The 14,662-nt window shown below is 70.4% G+C and carries 14 protein-coding genes and 1 tRNA gene; 10 read left to right on the top strand and 5 right to left on the bottom strand.

The features are described from left to right. The first annotated feature begins 26 nt into the window (after nucleotides 1-26). The 4 genes from EI982_RS14890 to EI982_RS14905 all read left to right on the top strand — a co-directional run bounded on the left by EI982_RS14890 (nucleotide 27) and on the right by EI982_RS14905 (nucleotide 5,812). On the top strand, nucleotides 27-830 hold the full coding sequence (locus EI982_RS14890) for a PspA/IM30 family protein (protein ID WP_157690439.1): 804 nt from the start codon (nucleotides 27-29) through the stop codon (nucleotides 828-830). Continuing rightward, nucleotides 830-2,359, top strand: a complete 1,530-nt coding sequence (locus tag EI982_RS14895) for a glutamate-cysteine ligase family protein (RefSeq protein ID WP_157690440.1) — start codon at nucleotides 830-832, stop codon at nucleotides 2,357-2,359. The genes EI982_RS14890 and EI982_RS14895 overlap by 1 nt, the downstream gene beginning before the upstream one ends. 215 nt (nucleotides 2,360-2,574) lie before the next feature. Further along, nucleotides 2,575-4,836 (top strand): 4Fe-4S binding protein, encoded by a 2,262-nt coding sequence (locus tag EI982_RS14900; protein ID WP_157690441.1) that lies wholly within the window; start codon nucleotides 2,575-2,577, stop codon nucleotides 4,834-4,836. Beyond that, nucleotides 4,829-5,812 (top strand): FAD:protein FMN transferase, encoded by a 984-nt coding sequence (locus tag EI982_RS14905; RefSeq protein WP_157690442.1) that lies wholly within the window; start codon nucleotides 4,829-4,831, stop codon nucleotides 5,810-5,812. The genes EI982_RS14900 and EI982_RS14905 overlap by 8 nt, the downstream gene beginning before the upstream one ends. 228 nt (nucleotides 5,813-6,040) lie before the next feature. On the opposite strand, the gene EI982_RS14910 is transcribed toward EI982_RS14905, so the two are convergent. Next, complete coding sequence (locus tag EI982_RS14910) at nucleotides 6,041-7,072, bottom strand: dipeptide epimerase (protein WP_157690443.1); 1,032 nt, start codon at nucleotides 7,070-7,072, stop codon at nucleotides 6,041-6,043. Next, nucleotides 7,069-8,115 carry an N-acetyltransferase DgcN family protein gene (locus EI982_RS14915; protein WP_157690444.1) on the bottom strand — a complete coding sequence of 349 codons (1,047 nt, stop codon included), beginning with the start codon at nucleotides 8,113-8,115 and terminating at the stop codon, nucleotides 7,069-7,071. Before EI982_RS14915 ends, EI982_RS14910 begins: the two co-directional genes overlap by 4 nt. Nucleotides 8,116-8,230: 115 nt before the next feature. Here EI982_RS14915 and EI982_RS14920 point away from each other — a divergent pair, with 115 nt between their 5' ends. Further along, nucleotides 8,231-8,710, top strand: coding sequence for an SRPBCC family protein (locus EI982_RS14920; protein WP_157690445.1), 480 nt, complete (start codon nucleotides 8,231-8,233; stop codon nucleotides 8,708-8,710). Nucleotides 8,711-8,783: 73 nt separating this feature from the next. After that, nucleotides 8,784-9,182: a VOC family protein gene (locus EI982_RS14925; protein WP_157690446.1), complete on the top strand. Its 399-nt coding sequence runs from the start codon at nucleotides 8,784-8,786 to the stop codon at nucleotides 9,180-9,182. Here EI982_RS14925 and EI982_RS14930 read toward each other — a convergent pair. Beyond that, nucleotides 9,176-10,108 carry a DMT family transporter gene (locus EI982_RS14930; RefSeq protein ID WP_157690447.1) on the bottom strand — a complete coding sequence of 311 codons (933 nt, stop codon included), beginning with the start codon at nucleotides 10,106-10,108 and terminating at the stop codon, nucleotides 9,176-9,178. The two genes, EI982_RS14925 and EI982_RS14930, sit on opposite strands and share 7 nt — an antisense overlap. A 158-nt stretch (nucleotides 10,109-10,266) precedes the next feature. Here EI982_RS14930 and EI982_RS14935 point away from each other — a divergent pair, with 158 nt between their 5' ends. From EI982_RS14935 to EI982_RS14945, 3 genes are read left to right on the top strand one after another with little or no spacing between them, the layout of a single operon-like run. Then, nucleotides 10,267-10,512, top strand: coding sequence for a DUF3311 domain-containing protein (locus EI982_RS14935; protein ID WP_157690448.1), 246 nt, complete (start codon nucleotides 10,267-10,269; stop codon nucleotides 10,510-10,512). Next, nucleotides 10,509-12,005, top strand: coding sequence for a sodium:solute symporter family protein (locus tag EI982_RS14940; RefSeq protein ID WP_157690449.1), 1,497 nt, complete (start codon nucleotides 10,509-10,511; stop codon nucleotides 12,003-12,005). The genes EI982_RS14935 and EI982_RS14940 overlap by 4 nt, the downstream gene beginning before the upstream one ends. Nucleotides 12,006-12,057: 52 nt before the next feature. After that, nucleotides 12,058-12,282, top strand: a complete 225-nt coding sequence (locus EI982_RS14945; RefSeq protein WP_157690450.1) for a hypothetical protein — start codon at nucleotides 12,058-12,060, stop codon at nucleotides 12,280-12,282. Between the two features lie 356 nt (nucleotides 12,283-12,638). Here the strand turns inward: EI982_RS14945 and EI982_RS14950 are convergent. After that, nucleotides 12,639-12,712 (bottom strand) — tRNA-Tyr (locus EI982_RS14950). Nucleotides 12,713-12,808: 96 nt separating this feature from the next. On the opposite strand from EI982_RS14950, the gene EI982_RS14955 reads away from it, so the two are divergent. After that, nucleotides 12,809-13,579, top strand: coding sequence for a hypothetical protein (locus EI982_RS14955; RefSeq protein ID WP_157690451.1), 771 nt, complete (start codon nucleotides 12,809-12,811; stop codon nucleotides 13,577-13,579). Nucleotides 13,580-13,616: 37 nt separating this feature from the next. Here the strand turns inward: EI982_RS14955 and EI982_RS14960 are convergent, their stop codons facing one another. Further along, nucleotides 13,617-14,579 carry an AIR synthase family protein gene (locus EI982_RS14960; RefSeq protein WP_157690452.1) on the bottom strand — a complete coding sequence of 321 codons (963 nt, stop codon included), beginning with the start codon at nucleotides 14,577-14,579 and terminating at the stop codon, nucleotides 13,617-13,619. Nucleotides 14,580-14,662: the final 83 nt, after the last annotated feature.

The raw sequence follows: 14,662 nt of genomic DNA on the forward strand, positions 1-14,662 counted from the left end.
TAAGGCTCGCGCCCCGAACGGGGGGTATGGGAATACTCTCGCGGGCCTCCTACGTCGTCCGGTCGAAGCTCAACGCCCTCCTGAATCGGGCCGAGGACCCGACGGAGACGCTCGATTACTCCTACGAGCGGATGCGCGACGAGTTACAGCAGGTCAAACAGGGGATCGCGGATCTGACGACCCAGAAAAAGCGCCTCGAGATACAGAAACGGCGGCTGGAGGAGAACGTCGAGAAACACAACGAACAGGCACGCGAGGCCGTCCAACAGGACCGCGACGACCTGGCGCGGCGGGCCCTGGAGAAAAAGAAAGAGAAGATGAGTCAGATCGAGGAGCTGGAGACACAGATCGCGGACCTCCAGTCGACACAGGACGACCTGGTCGAGAAGAAAAACGATCTGCAGAGCCGGATCGAGGAGTTCCGGACGAAAAAGGAGACGATGAAGGCCCGCTACGAGGCCGCGGAGGCGTCGACCCGCGTCTCGGAGGCCATGAGCGGCGTCGGCGACGAGATGAGCGACGTGAGCCGGGCGCTTGAGCGCGCCGAGGAGCGGACCGACGACATGGAGGCCCGCTCGGCCGCGATGGACGAACTCCAAGAGTCGGGGGCCTTCGAGGACGCCCTCTCGGACGAGGACGAGATCGACCGCCAGCTGTCGGCCGGCCGGACGGAAAGCGAGGTGGACGCGGAACTGGAGACGCTCAAGAGCGAACTGGGCGAGAGTGGCGGCGAGTCGGAAGGTTCGGCCGATGTGGACGTCGCCGACGACGAGATCGAGGCCGAACTCGACGAGTTGCGGGACAGCGAGGACGACGAGGGATCGGCCTGATGGATGGCGATTCGTCGCTCGTCGGCGCCGTGGCGGAGTCGACCGATCCCGAGACGCGGGCGACGTTCGAGCGACGGGTCCGCGAGCAGGCCGAGCGCATCCGGGCGGACATCCGATCGGGCCGACTCGACACCGACGAGTTCGCGGTCGGGATGGAACTCGAAGGGTACGTCGTCGACGACGCGCGTCGACTCGCGCGGGTGCCCGAGGCGGTCTTCGACCGGGCCGACTGCGGGAAGGAACTCGGCGTTCACAACTTCGAGGTGAACTCGGCGGCGACGACCTTCGACGCCGCGGGGATCGCCGACCAGGCCGACCGGATCCGGGCGAACGTCGACGCGGCGGCCGCGGCGCTCGACGACGTCGACCTCGCGCCCGTCCTCGACGCCATGTGGACGATTCCGCCGGCCGAGGGGACCGACGCCTACCTCGGTGCGATCGAGGAGCGCGAGGGCGTCGTCGTCGCCGAGAACATGCGTCACCACCCCCGATACGTCGCCCTCGACAACGAGATCCTGGAGCGAAGCGGCGGGACGATCACGCTCGACGTCCCCGGCGCCTCCCTGGCGTACCCGACCATCCTCATGGAGTCGCTCGCGACGTCGATCCAGCCACACCTCCAGATCCCCGATACCGACGCCTTCCCCCGCTATTTCAACCTCGCCATCCGGACGATGGGGCCGGTGCTCTCGCTGACGAGCAACGCCCCCTTCCTCCCCGCGGACTGTTACGACGACGACCCCGCGGTGATCGACGCCACGCCCCACGAACTCCGGATCCCGGTCTTCGAGGGGAGCATCAACGCCGACGCGCCGCGCGGCGAGGGGAAGGTCCGGTTTCCCGAGGATCTGGAGCGGGCGACGGACGTGGTCGACCGCGTCGCCGCCGACGAGACGTACGCGCCGGTGCTCGCGGACGACGACGCGGACCCGGACGCCAGCCCGTACCGGTCGACACTCCGGGAGTACGACCACAAGCGCGGCGTCCACTGGCGGTGGGTCCGGGGCGTCGTCGGCGGCCAACCCGTCGGCACGGAGCCGGACGGCGCGTCGCTTCGCATCGAGTACCGCCCGCTCCCCACGCAGCCGACGGTGCGTGACACCGTGGCCACCCAGGTCCTCGTCGTCGGCCTGCTCCGGGGACTGGGCGTCGCGAACCACCCTCTGACCGAGTTGCCGTGGACGGCGGCCCGCGACTGCTTCTACGACGTCGTCGACGACGGTCCGGACGCGGACCTCGCCTGGGTGACCGCCGACGGCGACCGGACCGCGGATCCCGAGACCGTCTACGACGAACTGTTCGCGTACGCCCGCCGCGGCCTCCGGGACGCCGGCCTCGCTCCCGACGTCGCCGACGCCACCCTCGCCCCCATCGAACGCCGCCGCGACGGGACCGTCCCGAGCACGTGGAAGAAGGCTCGCGTGCGCGAGGCGGTCGACGACGGCGCTACCCTCCCCGACGCCATCGAGCGGATGCAACGCGACTACATCGAGCGGGCGGGCGGAGAGACGGTCTTCGCCGACTGGTAGCCTCGCGGTCCGGGGCCCCTTTCGGGGGATTCGGACGCCGATCGTGTCTGCCGTGTGAACGGTTCCCGTATAATTAATATGAACGACGTGGGGATGGGAATCGTGTCCGAAACACCGACCCTCCACGACGACGGAACCGAACGCGTTCGGGCGGTTTACGGCGGGTTCGGCGAGCCGACCCATCACTGCACCCCGTTCGGGACGTGTCGTCGACCGTGAGCCGGCGCCGCCGGATCGCCGTCGTGTTCGCCCTCCTCCTCGTCCTCGCCGTGCCGGCTCCGGTGGCCGCCGTCGATCGGACCACCATCGACGATCCGTTCTCCGAGCGGAGCCTGACGAAGGTCTACCCCGGCGCCGACGACTTCTCCGAGCCCTCCGGCCAGTATCGAACGGTCGGGGCCTACCGACAGGTCGACGGCGAACGGCAGCTCGCGGGCTACGTCTTCCTCACGAGCAACGTCGTCGACGTCGAGGGATACGGCGACGAACCCATCGAGTTTCTGGTCGCGCTCGACACCAACGGCACCATCCGCGGTGTCGAACTCGTCGAACAGCACGAACCCTTCTTCGACCGCACATCGGCCATCCAGCGCCTGCGGCGGTTCAGCTACCAGATGGTCGGGATGTCGGTCACACAGGACGTCACGCTCCGTGACCCCGACGGGAACGAACACCACGTCGACGCGCTCACCGGCGCGTCCGTGACGACCCGGGCCTCCATCGAGACGGTGACGCGGTCGGCCCGGATCGTGGCCAAAGAGAAGGGCATCGTCTCCGAATCGGCGCTCGACGACGGGTCGACGAACGAGACGGCGACGAACCAGTCGTCGGAACGCCGGATGACGCTCGGCGACCTGGGTCGTGGAGCGCCGCTCGCCCGGTGGGACGCCGGGGCGCCGGACGCGACGGCCGGATCGAACGACTCCCTGACGCTCTATGCGGCGCCCATCGAATCCGACCCCGTCAAGCGGAGCCTGTTCGCCGACCGGGCCGCCGGCCCCCCGGACGCCAACGCGACGGTCCTCTGGGTGGGTCTGAACGCCCCGGGATCGGCGTCCCGGCCGGAGCGGCTCCGACTCCACCAGTGGACCCGGTCGTACGCGCCGCCGGTCCACGAGACGCGGATCGACGGCGTGGACTGGAGCGCCGCTCTGGCGATCGAGGGTACCCTCGACACCGCCAGCCCGTTCGTCCTCGATCTGACCGTGGGCGGGGAGCGCCTCAGCCGGACCTACGGTCCCGGCGGGTTGGCCGTCCGGCGCCCGGTCGACGCCGTGGCCGCCCGGACGGTGCCGGCGTGGGTCGGCACCGTCGAGTCCGCGTGGCAGGACAACTGGCTCGCCGCCGCCGCGCTCGTCGTCTTCCTCACGGGAATCGTCGGCATCTTCACCTTCCGCTCGCGGATCAGCCGCCGAACGGGGTGGACGACCAACCGCCTCCGCATCGGCACGCTGGGGGTGACACTCGCCTTCATCGGCTGGTACCATCCCACCCAGCCCACCACCCAACAGATCGCGATCCTCGTTCGGGAACTCGTCTCGTGGGCGACCGCCGGCGGTTTCCGGTGGGCGCTGTTTTTCTCGGCCCCGCTCGTCGCGATCACGTTCATCTGCATCGCGCTCGTCATCCCGAAGTGGGGCCGTGGCGTCTTCTGTGGGTGGATCTGCCCGTTCGGGGCCCTCTCGGAACTGCTCTACAAGCTGACGCCCTGGGAGTACGAACTCCCGCGGGAGTACCACGTCAAACTCGAGAAGCTCCGTTATCCGCTTTTCGTCGCCATCGTGATCGGGTTCGTAATCTCGACGGACTTCGGCGCGACGTTGGCGAAGGTCGAGCCGTTCAAGGCGGCCTTCTACAGTTCGCTGGTGACCGACCCCGTCTACATCGCGTGGTCGGCGCTGCTCGTCGTCTCGGGCGCGTTCATGTTCCGGCCCTACTGCCGGTACGTCTGTCCGCTCGGTGCCGGGTTGGCGCTCGGCAACGTCCTCCAGCGGGAGCCGATCCAGCGATACGACCTCTGTGGCGACTGCGTGAAATGCCAGAGCGACTGCGAGTTCCAGGCCATCGAGGACGACGGCTCGATCGACCGGTTCCAGTGTTTCCAGTGTTCGGTCTGTGTCGACAACTACTACGACCCCGAGGGGTGTCCGGTCGTCCTCCAGTACGACAACGAACACGGGTTCACGGTCGACGCGTGGCGGGATCCCGCGCTCATCGAGCGGATTCGCCCCGAGGACCGGACGACAGAGCAACAGCGCCTCCTCGCCGAACGCGCCGTGACCGACGGCGGTGAGACGGAGCCGTACGCGGGGAGTTCCGACCTCGTCCCCGACGGCACCGTCGTCGACATGGTCCGCCGGGAGACGGCGGGTGGCGACGCCCCGGGTTCGGACGCGTCGTGTGGCTGTTCGGGGTCGGACGCGTCGTGTGGCTGTTCGGGGACGGCCTGGCTCGACGGGGGTGACGGCGATGCGTGAACTCGACCGCCGATCGTTCCTGACGGCGGCCGCCGGCGGCGTGGCCGGCGCCGGTCTCCTCGGGCGGACGCTCCTGGTCCGCGGGGACCTCACCGAGGTCCGCAGCACCCGGCTCATGATGGGGACGCTCGTGACCGTCACCGCGGTCACGCGAGCGCCCGACCGGGCCGAGATCGGCGTCGAACGCGCGTTCGCCGAGATGTCGCGGCTGGAGTCGGTGTTCACGCGCCACGACCCCGACGGCGAGGTGGCGCGTCTGAACGAGGCGGGCGTCCTCGCCGATCCGTCGCCGGCGCTGGTCTCGCTCCTCCGGCAGTGTCGGCGCGTCTACGACCGCACCGACGGGGCGTTCGATCCGACCGTCCTCCCGGTCGTGACGGCCTACGAGTCGGGACGCGACGCCCCGACCGACGCCCGCCGCCGCGTCGGCGAGGCGACGTTCGACTCGGTCGCAGTCGCGGACGCCGAACTCCGGACGCCAACGCCCATCACCCTCGACGGCGTCGCCAAGGGGGCGGTGGTCGACGCCGGCACGGCCGTCCTCCGGGACTGGGTCGACGCCGGCCTCGTCGAGGCGGGAGGCGACGTCCGCGCCTTCGGCGGGTCCGGTGCCGACTCCCGATGGCGCGTCGGGGTCGAGGACCCCCGCGGCGACGGCACCGTCTCGACCCTCCGTCTCGACCGCGGCGGCGTCGCCACGTCCGGCGACTACCGCATCTTCTACGACGAGGACCGGACGAACCACCACATCGTCACGCCCGGAACCGGCCGGTCGCCCACGGCGGACACCAGCGTCACCGTCGTCGCGCCCGACGCGACGACCGCCGACGCCTACTCCACGGCCGCGTTCGTGATGGACGACGACCGTGCGTCGCCGCTGCTCGACGACCGTGAGGGAGTCGCAGCCCTGTTTCTCACCCGCGACGGCGACCGACGCCGAACCGACGGGTGGGCCGACCGGCTGGCCGACGACTGACCACCGACGGCCCGAACGCGTCGGTCCCGGGACGGCGGCTCCGGTCGGCCGTCCGGCGCCCTGCGTCCCCGTTGTGTGAGGTGTCGAATGAAACGGGGGGTATAGACGTTCGGGGGCCGTCGTGACAGTCGGACACATGACGTTCTCCAGCGATTCGATCGAAGCCGACACCCACTCCGAGGGCGTTCCCGGCCGTGTGGCCGCGGAGGGATGCTCCGGCCCCCGACGCTATTCGATCGACCGGACGCCCGTCCCCGGTCGGTCCGGAAACGCGACAGTCCCGCCGGCGTAGCTCGGCCCCTCGTAGGGATCCTCGGCGAGCAGGAGCGCCCCGTCGAGGTCGACGTAGTCCATCAGCGGCGCCAGGTGACAGGCGGCGGCGATGGAGGCGGTCGACTCGACCATGCAGCCGAGCATGACCTCCAGGCCGTGTGCGCGGGCGGCGTGGACCATCCGGACCGCCTCGCGGATCCCCCCGCATTTCATCAGCTTCAGGTTCACGATGTCGACGCGGTCGGCCACCCGCGGGACGTCCGGGAGCGTCACGCAGGACTCGTCGGCGGCGACGGGGAGGGCGCTCCGCTCGTGGACGCGGCGCAGCCCCTCGGGGTTCTCGGCCGGGACCGGCTGTTCGACGAACTCGACGCCGAGGTCGGCCAGCCACTCGCTTTTCGCGACCGCCTCGGGGGGCGCCCACGCCTCGTTGGCGTCGACCCGGATCGTCGCCTCGGGGGCCGCGGCCCGCACCGCCTCGACGCGCTCGCGGTCGCGGTCGGTCCCCAGTTTCACCTTCAGGATCCCGTATCCCTCCCCGACGGCCGTCTCCGCCGTGTCGGCCATCGCCTCCGGTTCGTCGATGGCGACCGTATAGGAGGTCGGGGGCGCACGCCCGGGATCGAGACCCAGGTGGCGGTAGAGCGGGATCCCCAGCCGACGGGTCGCGAGGTCGTGACAGGCGACGCTGACCGCGGCGCGGGCGGCGGGGTTGTCGCGGATCGTCCCGCGCAGTCGGCGCTCGATCCGCCCCAGCGCCAGCGGGTCGTCGACCCCCTCGACGGCGTCGAGGAGGGTGGGCAGGACCGCGGTCACGGTGTCGGCCGTCTCCCCGTAGTGGGCGGTCGGGGCGGCGGCGCCGATCCCCGTCTGCCCGGCGTCGTCGCACACCCGGACGACGACCGTCTCAACGTCGGTCCGCGCACCCCGCGAGATGGCGAATTCGCCGTCGATCGACAGGCCGAGTCGCTCGAAGTTCGTATTCATAGCAGGTCGTCGAGTATCTCCTCGGCCCCGAAGCGGATGGGGTCGGTCGCGGGCGCGCCGAGGGCGTCGCCGTAGGCCGCGACGGCGTCCCGGGCCGCGTCGTCGTCGTCGAACGCCCGAGTATCGAGCGCGCCGGCGGCCATCTCCGCCGGCGCGACCGGCGCCGCCAGCGACTCGTAGAGGTCGACGTACGTCTCGATCGGCGGCACGGCGAACGACTCGTAGCCGTGGATCGCCTCCGTGCCCGCGCTGTGGGTCAGGACGAGCGAGTCCGGCATCGAGCCGTGGAGCAGGCTACAGGTCACCCCGGAGTAGGCGGGGTGGACGATCGACCCCTGTCCTTCGACGAAGACGACGTCGTGGTCCGCCGCGGCCTCGAGGACCATCCGTTCGGCGGCGCCGGCGGCGAAGTCGGCGATCGTCCGGTCGATCGGGATCCCCCATCCGGCGATCATGATCCCCGTCTGTCCGGTGGGGACGAACCCCGCGTCGATCCCCCGTTCCCGGGCGGCGGCGACGAGTTCGAGCGTCGTCGTCATCTTGCCCGTGTTGCAGTCGGTGCCGACGGTCAACACCACCTCGGCGTCGACCTCGTGGGCACGGCCCTCGCTCACGGTCAGATCCGCGGGCGGGCGGCGGACGTCGATCAGGTCGACCCCGGTTTCGTCGGCGAGGGCGGCGAACTCCGCGTCGTCCGCGAGGAAGTAATGCAGCCCCGAGATCACGTCACAGCCGGCCTCGATGGCGGTCCGGACGTCCGGCCGCCAGGACTCGTCGAACTCGCCACCGATGGGTGAGATTCCGATCACCAGCGCGTCCGGATCGGTGCAGTCGAGCGCCGCGTCCATGTTCTCGACGATCGGCGCGTCGTCCACGTCGGGGACGTGGTCGGTGACCGTCCCGCCCGCGTGGGCGCGGTCGAGCACCGCCGCGACCTCGTAGTCCGCGTATCGGAGGACGCCGACGGCCGTCTTCGCCCGGCCGGGGAACTGCTCGTGGGCGAGCACGATCACCGAGTCGTCCGGATCGAGTGTTACCGACATGTCCCCCCCGACGGAGGGATCGAGAATTAATCCCCGGGTTACGATACGCCGCGGGCGGCGCCCGTTCGTGGGGCCGATCCCTGCGCTTATCCGCCGTTCGTCCGTAGGGACGCCCATGGCCGTGTACCAACGCCGGACGCGCGTCGACGCGTCGCTGGATTCGGTGTGGGATTTCCACTCCCGCGTGAGCGGACTGGAGGCGCTGACCCCGGAGTGGATGCACCTGCGGATCGAGGCGGTCGAGGGTCCGGACGGCGACCCCGACCCGGAGATCCTGGAGCCCGGATCGCGCATCGAGGCCTCGGTCCGACCGTTCGGCGTCGGGCCGCGACAGCGGTGGACTTCCCTCATCACCGAGCGCGAACGCGAGGGCGCGACCGCTCACTTCACCGACGAGATGGCCGACGGGCCTTTTCGCCACTGGGAGCACACCCACCGCTTTTTCGCCGACGGATCCGAGACGGTCGTCGACGATCGGGTGGTCTACGCTCTCCCGCTCGGCGCCCTCGGTGAGGCCGTCGCGCCCCTCGCCCGGGTCGGCTTCGAACCCATGTTTCGGTTCCGTCACCGGCGGACGCGCGACCTCCTCGAGTGACCGGCCGGTCGTGAGACGGGCCGCCGCGAGCGGTGACGACAATCGGTATGAAGCCGGCGCCCCAACGCCCGGTATGGACGTCGTCGACCTGGATCACGCCGCCTTCCGCGTGAGTGACCTCGACCGCGCGCTCGAGTTCTACCACGACCTGCTCGGGATGCCAGTCCGCGACCGCGACCGCTACGAGGCCGGGGAGGTGCCCTACGTCGCCGTCGTCGCCGGCGGCCGCCACCTTCACCTCGTGCCGACCGACGAGCCGTTCGACCCCGACGGCGAACACGTCTGTCTGCTCCTCCGGTCGGACGGCACCGGAACCCGGGCGGAGATCGAGGCCCTGCTCGCAGACCTCCGGGACGCGGGCGTCGAGGTGGAGTCCGGGGAACCCCACGAGCGGTACGGCGCCTACGGCCGCGACTGGGCGGCGTACGTTCGCGACCCCGACGGCCGGCGGATCGAACTCAAACTTCACTGATCCGGGCGGCCGGGCGTTCGCGCGGACGCGGTGACGTAGATCCCGGCGAGGACGACGGCGCCGCCGAGGAGCGTTCCCGGCGGCGGGACCTCCGAGAGGAGGACGACCGCGAGGAGCGTGCTTCCGACCGGTTCGCCGAGAAGCGAGACGCTGACCACGTGGGATTCGAGATGGCCGAGCGCCCAGTTCACGACGGTGTGCCCGAGGACACCCGGACCGAGCGCCATCGCGGCGAACAGCACCCACTCGTGGGGGGCATACGAGACGAGGGGGAGGCCCTGCGCGACGGCGACCCCGAGCAAAACGAGCGCACAGGCCGTGTACACGACCGTCACGTACGGCAACACCCCCAGTCCGCGCCGGAGCGACCGGCCGGCGAGGTAGTACCCCGCCACCGCCACTGCGCCGAGGAGGGCCAGCGCGTTGCCGTACTGGGCCCCCGTCACGTCGGCGGCCGGTTCGGTGGTCGGATCGACGGCGGCCAGCAACGCCGGGCCGAACGAGAGCGCGACCATCCCGGCGAGAGCGATCCCGATCCCGAGCGCGCCGCGTCGGCTCACGCGTTCCCCGAGGAGCACCCACGCCCCGGCGGCGACGAACACCGGCTGGGCCTGGACGATGGTGACGCTCGCGGCGACGGTCGTGTGATCGAGGCTCTCGAACCAGACCACGAAGTGGACCGCGAGGGCGACCCCGGCGGCGACCGCGACGGCGGCGTCGCGACGCCCGATCCGGGCGAGCGAGAGCCGGTCGCCCCCGTCGACGAGCGGAGCGAGCGCGACGACGGTGAAGGTCACCCGATACAGCGCCTTGATGACGTTCGGGGCGTCGCTCCAGCGGACCAGGATCGCGCTCGTGCTGATCGCGAGGACCGCGACTCCCAGCGCGACCAGCGGCGACACGACACGTCCGTCCGTCCCGGACACACGAACCCGCTCGGCGGGCGACGGTTTACCGGTGTCGACGCGAATCGAAGAGTGCTGTTCCCCTCTTTCCCGTTTCGAAGAAAGTTTTTCTTCAATCTATCTGATGGGGGATTATTCGGCATCATTTACGTAGTTGGAGATACGAATACGATCCAACGATGCGTTCGATACGCGATTGGCTGTGGATCGTGACGTTCGTCGTCCTCGTCGTGTTCTCGGTCCCCTGGTTCCTCTGGGGCACGTCGACGGTGGTCGCCGGGTTACCCGTCTGGCTCTGGTGGCATATCGGCTGGATGGGCGTAGCGGCCGTCGTCTTCGCGCTGTTCACCCGAACCGGGTGGGATCGGTTGATGGGCGTCGACACCGAGGCGGCCCCGCGACCCGACGGGGGTGAGAGTCGGTGAGCCTCCAGCCGCTCGGCATCGTCGTCGCGTATCTCGTCCTCGCGCTCGGCGTCGGCCTCGTGGCCTACCGCGTCGGCGGGAACGACGCCGAGGACTTCTATCTCGCCAGCCGCACCCTCGGGACGCTCGTCCTCCTGTTTACCACCTTCGCGACCCTGCTGTCGGCGTTCACCTTCTTCGGCGGCCCGAACCTCGCCTACGCGGCCGGCCCCGAGTGGATCCTCGTCATGGGTGTGATGGACGGCGTCCTCTTCGCCATCCTCTGGTACGTTATCGGCTACCGACAGTGGCTCATCGGGCGCGCACGCGAGTACGTCACCCTTGGGGAGATGCTCGGCGACCGATTTGCCTCCCCGGGTCTCCGGGGGCTGGTCGCGGGCGTTAGCCTCCTGTGGCTCTTCCCCTACGTCATGCTCCAGCAGATGGGTGCCGGCGAGGCGCTCCGCGGACTCACCGGCGGGGCGGTCCCCTACTGGGGCGGCGCCGCGCTCATCACCCTCTTCATGATCGTCTACGTGATGCTCGCCGGCCTGCGGGGCGTCGCCTGGACCGACACCCTCCAGGGGCTGTTCATGCTCTCCGTGCTGTGGATCGCGGTGGTCTGGATCCTCGGCAGCCTCGGCGGCCTCGGCGCGGCCACCCGCGGGATGGTGGCGGCCAACCCCGAGTTCGCGTCCCTCGGGGGCGGCCTCTACACCCCGCAGTTCATCGTCTCGTCGGCGGTCACCATCGCCTTCGGCGTGACCATGTTCCCGCAGATCAACCAGCGCTTCTTCGTCGCGAAGTCCGCGACGGTGCTGAAACGCTCGTTCGCCCTCTGGCCGGTGCTCGTCCTCCTGCTTTTCGTCCCGGCGTTCATGCTCGGGGCGTGGGCGGCCGGCCTCCCCATCGAGGTGCCCGAGGGCGCGAACGTGCTGTCGGTCCTGCTGAGCGAGTACACCCCCGGGTGGTTCGCGGCGCTCGTCGTCGCCGGCGCGATGGCGGCGATGATGTCCTCCTCGGACTCGATGCTCCTCTCGGGGTCGGCCTACTTCACCCGTGACCTCTACCGCCCCTTCGTTCGCCCCGAAGCGAGCGACCGACGCGAGGCGTGGATCGCCCGGATCGGCGTCGCCGTCTTCGCCCTCCTCGCGTTCGTCGCCAGCCTCTCGCGACCCGGCACGCTCATCGAAGTCGGCGACACCGCGTTCTCCGGGTTCGCCCTGCTCGCTCCGCCCGTCATCGTCGCGCTCTACTGGGAGGCGACGACCCGCGACGGCATGCTCGTCGGCGTCGCCGTCCCGCAACTCCTGTATCTCGCCCACGTCCTCGTCCCGGCCACGCCGGTCGAGGTCGGGGGCGCGACCGTCTCCCTCCTCGCGCGCTCCTACGGCGGGTGGGACGTCGCCCTCGCGTTCATGCTGCTCGCCGCCGCCCTCACCGTCGGCGTCTCGCTCGTCTCCTCGCCCTCGATCGACGAGGACGCGACCCGCTTCGCCGTCGGCGGCGACTGACGTCCCGTCCGCCATCCGACACCCTGATTGCCGACCCGACCGAGGTCGACCCATGAGCGACATACTCGACGACGAGGCGGCGGCGAAACTCGTCAAGTACATCCGGGAGAACGACCAGCCGAGCCCGCATTTCCAGGCGACGATGATCAACTTCGTCTGGTCGCTCCACCAAAGCGACGGGAGCCTGGAAGAGATCCCCCTCGCAGACGGCGAGATGGAGGAGATCTTCCACTCCCTGCCGACCGACCCGGAGAAGGAACTCCAGTACACCGAGTGACGCGTCGCCCCGCGAACGACGTGTCGCCCGCTCGTGCGGAGCATTGAAGCCCCCCGGTCCCGTCGTTCGTCGTGGCGTCCGCTTAGGATACGGAGGCCCACGCGGACCCGACGCCCTATCGTCGGGGTCCGTTTCTGATACTCGGCGTCCGATCTCACACGACATCCCCGTCAGCATCGCGGCTACCGTCGGCTACCCCCCCAAGGCGACGAGCCCGTCCCGAAAACGAGTCCGCCCTCCCCGATCTGAAACGCGTGAGACTCCCGCTGGTCGTCTCGCTGTTCCCCGCTCGCTGTGCTCGCGGGGACGGGGGGCAAGCCGATGCCCCGTCGACCCCACATCGACTGCAGGAAAAGTCCGCCCTCCCCGATTTGAACGGGGGGCAAGCCGATCTACAGTCGGCTGCTCTACCAGTCTGAGCTAAGGGCGGGCACGTACATCTACTCCCCAGACTGGACTTAAGGATTCTCATTTATCGGACGGCCGGACCCGAACCCTTTCGTCGGTCGGTCGTCACCCACGCGGCATGGACGAGGAGCGACAGGCCACCTTCGGGCCGGACGGCGAACTGGAGACGGAGGCGCCGGAGGCGACGGGGACGAACGACTTCGGCGAGGAGACGGGTGCCGACGAGACGGACGGCGGGTTCAACCGCTACGCCGTCGTCAGCCTGCTCCAGAAGGCGATCCGCCGGGGCGACGAGGAGGTGGCGGCGTGGTGTGCCTGGGAACTCGCCCGCTCGGGGTTCGGGTGGAATCTCTGGGACCGCCTGCAGACGTTCGTCGTCGAGGACCTCGCGGCGGACACGCGAGCGCCGTCGCTCGTCGCCCGGTACGAGGACCTGGCCGAGCGGTGGGACATGGACTCCCGACGGGGACAGATGGCGGCGGTTCAGGCCGCCCTCGCCGTCGCCCGCGCCCGGAGCGCCCGCGAGGGGGCGAACGCGGTCAACGCCTTCCACGCGGTCGCGAAGCGGCGCGCCGAGGCTCGGGAACGCGGCGAGGAGCCGACACACACCTTCCCGGTCACCGCCGCCGACCTGTCGGCCGACGGCGAGTACGACGTCGCGCTCGACGGTCACACCGGCGAGGGTGCCCGCCTGAACCGTGGCTCTCCCTTCTTCCGGATCCACGGCGCCCGCGTCGGGCCCGAGGGGGAGACGGACGTGAGCGCCCGGTGGAAGCGGCTCTTCCTCGCGCTCGACGAGTACGACTACACCGACGAACGGGTCGCCCACGCGCTCTCGGCGGTCGATCCGGCGGATCGGTGGTCCGAACCGTCGTTCGACGACGGGTGAGCGCGGGGCCGAGCGGCGACACCGGACGGCGGCCCCCTCACTCATCCCAGAGCGCGTACATGTCGTCCCGGATCGGGTCGGTGTAGCGCGCCCCGCCCATCGCCACCGCGGGGTCGCCCGCTTCGACCCGGCCGACGTCGACGGCGTCGATCCCCTCGTCGTGGAGCGCCGCGAGCGCCGTCGACGCGTCGTCGGGGTCGACGGTCGCCAGCAACGCCCCGGAGCCGAGGACTCGGAGCGGGTCGACCCCGACGGCCGCGCAGGCCGCCCGGGTCTCCTCGCGGACGTGGACCGCGTCGCGGTCGACGGCGAGGGTGACCCCGCCGGCGAGTGCCATCTCGATCAGTCCTTCGAGGACGCCCCCTTCGGTGGGGTCGTGCATGGCGGTCGCGGTTGGCGCGAGGACGGCCGCCTCGGGCATCACGCTGAGGTCGTCGAACGCGGCCGTCGCGCGGTCCAGCGCGTCCGCGGACAGGTCCAGACGGTCGCGGAAGTCGGTCGCGAGGACGCCAGTCGCCTCGATGCCCGCGCCCTTCGTGAGGAGGATCCGATCCCCGGGTGCCGCCCCGCCCGTGGTGACGAAGCGGTCGGCCATCCCGAGACAGGTGAGCGAACAGAGCGGCCGCTCCAGGCCGGCGACGACCTCGGTGTGGCCGCCGGCGATGGTCAGCCCGAGGCGGTCGGCCTCGGCGTCGAGTTGCCCGGTGATCGTCTCCAGGCGGTCGACGTCCGCGTCGGGGAGGAGGACGGTGCTCAGGAGGTACTCGGGGCGGCCGCCGGCGGCCGCGACGTCGTTCGAGGCGACGGCGACGGCCAACTGTCCGATTCGTTCGGCCGCGAGCGAGATGGGGTCGGTGCTGGCGATCAGCGTCCCGCCGTCGATCCGGATGGCCGCGGCGTCCTCGCCGAACGCCGGCCCCGCGAGCAGGTTCGGGTTCGACGCCCCCGTCCGCGAGAGGATCAGATCCGACAGGACCGACGGATCGAGTTTGCCGGTCATCGGCGTTCGGTAGGCCCGCCTCTGTCATGTGCCTTCCCGTCTCGCGACAGCCCACCGCGTCGGACCGCACCCTACAAGCCGCC

Source organism: Haloplanus salinarum (assembly GCF_009762275.1).
Taxonomy (GTDB): domain Archaea; phylum Halobacteriota; class Halobacteria; order Halobacteriales; family Haloferacaceae; genus Haloplanus; species Haloplanus salinarum.

Coding starts and splice junctions, on each gene's coding strand:
- EI982_RS14890 (WP_157690439.1), top strand. CDS start 27: ATGGGAATACTCTCGCGGGCCTCCTACGTCGTCCGGTCGAAGCTCAAC.
- EI982_RS14895 (WP_157690440.1), top strand. CDS start 830: ATGGATGGCGATTCGTCGCTCGTCGGCGCCGTGGCGGAGTCGACCGAT.
- EI982_RS14905 (WP_157690442.1), top strand. CDS start 4,829: ATGCGTGAACTCGACCGCCGATCGTTCCTGACGGCGGCCGCCGGCGGC.
- EI982_RS14910 (WP_157690443.1), bottom strand. CDS start 7,072: ATGAATACGAACTTCGAGCGACTCGGCCTGTCGATCGACGGCGAATTC.
- EI982_RS14915 (WP_157690444.1), bottom strand. CDS start 8,115: ATGTCGGTAACACTCGATCCGGACGACTCGGTGATCGTGCTCGCCCAC.
- EI982_RS14920 (WP_157690445.1), top strand. CDS start 8,231: ATGGCCGTGTACCAACGCCGGACGCGCGTCGACGCGTCGCTGGATTCG.
- EI982_RS14925 (WP_157690446.1), top strand. CDS start 8,784: ATGGACGTCGTCGACCTGGATCACGCCGCCTTCCGCGTGAGTGACCTC.
- EI982_RS14935 (WP_157690448.1), top strand. CDS start 10,267: ATGCGTTCGATACGCGATTGGCTGTGGATCGTGACGTTCGTCGTCCTC.
- EI982_RS14945 (WP_157690450.1), top strand. CDS start 12,058: ATGAGCGACATACTCGACGACGAGGCGGCGGCGAAACTCGTCAAGTAC.
- EI982_RS14955 (WP_157690451.1), top strand. CDS start 12,809: ATGGACGAGGAGCGACAGGCCACCTTCGGGCCGGACGGCGAACTGGAG.
- EI982_RS14960 (WP_157690452.1), bottom strand. CDS start 14,579: ATGACCGGCAAACTCGATCCGTCGGTCCTGTCGGATCTGATCCTCTCG.